This window comes from Janthinobacterium sp. Ant5-2-1, assembly GCF_001445815.1.
Lineage (GTDB): Bacteria > Pseudomonadota > Gammaproteobacteria > Burkholderiales > Burkholderiaceae_D > Janthinobacterium > Janthinobacterium lividum_E.
The window spans coordinates 1-1,617 of the sequence record NZ_LNCE01000114.1 but is presented as its reverse complement, the minus strand read 5'-3'; the positions used below and the strand labels follow the sequence as shown (position 1 = coordinate 1,617).

At 74.5% G+C, this 1,617-nt stretch carries 1 protein-coding gene; it reads left to right on the top strand.

Annotated features, from left to right (window positions below):
- On the top strand, nucleotides 1-1,617 hold a 1,617-nt coding region (locus tag ASN89_RS29120; RefSeq protein WP_200969128.1), incomplete at both ends, for a hypothetical protein.

Sequence of the window (1,617 nt, the reverse complement as noted above, 5' to 3'; positions counted from 1 at the left end):
GACGACACGCTCGCGGCCACTGCCGCCGGCGTGGCCGCCACCTCGCTGGCAGCGGCCCAGGCGGCGCAGGCAGCCGATACGGCCGCCGCCGCGACGGCAGCGACGGCGGCCAACGCCCTGGCCGCCCTGAATGCAGCCCTGCAAGCGGACGCGAATGCAGCCGCCACGGCCGCTGCCGCCATCGCGGCGAGTGCGGCCACCGCTACCGCAGTCGCCGACGATCTGGCCGCTGCGACGGCCGCCACTGTCGCCAACGTCTCGCAAGCGGCCGCACAAGCGGCACAACTTGCCGACAATGCCGCCGCCAGCGCCGCCACCATTGCCAACAATGCGCAGGCTGCCCTGAATGCGGCCCTGGCCGACGATGCGGCAGCCGCTGCGGCCGTGCTGAACTCCACCAATGCAACGGCCGCCGCAGTGGCCGCCGCCACCGCCGACACGGCCGCCGCCGCGGCGGCCGCAGTGGCCGCCATCTCGGCCGCCGCCACGCAGCACGCACAAGCGGACGATATCGCCGCTGCCACCGCCGCCCTCACGGCGTCGATCTCGCTGGCAGCCACGCAAGCCGCACAGGCCGCCGATCTCGCCGTCGGCACGACTGCGGCAACGGCAGCGAGCGCGCTGGCAGCATTGAACCAGGCCCTGAACGACGACAGCCTCGCCGTCGCGGCAGCCACGGCAGCGGCCAACGCACAAACGGCCCTGAACAACGCCACGACCACCCTCAACGCGGCGATATTGACGGCCAGCGCCTCGCTCGCCGCCGCCAATGCCGCTGCGGCAGACGACGCCACGGCGGCGAGCACGGCGGCCGCCGCAGCAGCGGCACAGCTCCTTTCCGATGCGGCGCTGGTGGCCAATGGCGCCCTGGCAGCCCTTGCCACGGCGGCCAACAACGCACTGGCGGCAGCCAGCGCGGCGCTGGCCCTCGACGATGCCGCCGCCAATGCCGCGCACACGGCCGCCCTCTCGGCCGCCGCCACCCTGGCGGCGCAACTGGCCGATACGGCAGCCCTCAACGCCCATGCCGCGCTCAACGCGGCCATCGCCAACCTGACCGCCGCCGTGACGGCCGATATCAACGCCACGGATGCCGACAATGACAAGACGCTGAAACTGAACCTCCTCATCGCCGCCCAGGGGGCGGCCGATGACGCGGCCCAGGCCAACGCCAATGCGGCTGCCGCCCATGCGGCGCTGGCGGCGGCCCAGGCCGACGACGCGGCGGCCTCCACCGCCGCCGCCAATGCGGTTGCCGCGCATGCGGCGGCCGTCGCGGCGCAAAACGCCGATGCCGCCGCGGCAGCGGCAGCGGCGCAAGCGGCCAGTTCCATGGCCGCCACCCTCAATGCCCAGGCGGACGATGCCACGGCAGCCGCTGCCGCCACGGCAGCCGCCAGCGCGCAAGCGGCGCTGGACGCAGCCCTGGCAGCCGACGCCAACGTCGCCGCCACCGCCGCCGCGGCAGCGGCAGCCCAGTTGGCGGCGCAAAACGCGCATGACGCCGATGTTGCGGCGGCAGCCGCCGCCGTTGCGGCAGCCATTACCCTGGCAGCCACGCAGGCGGCGCAAGCCGATGACGCGGCAGCTGCGCTGGCGGCAGCCAACGCCGCCAAC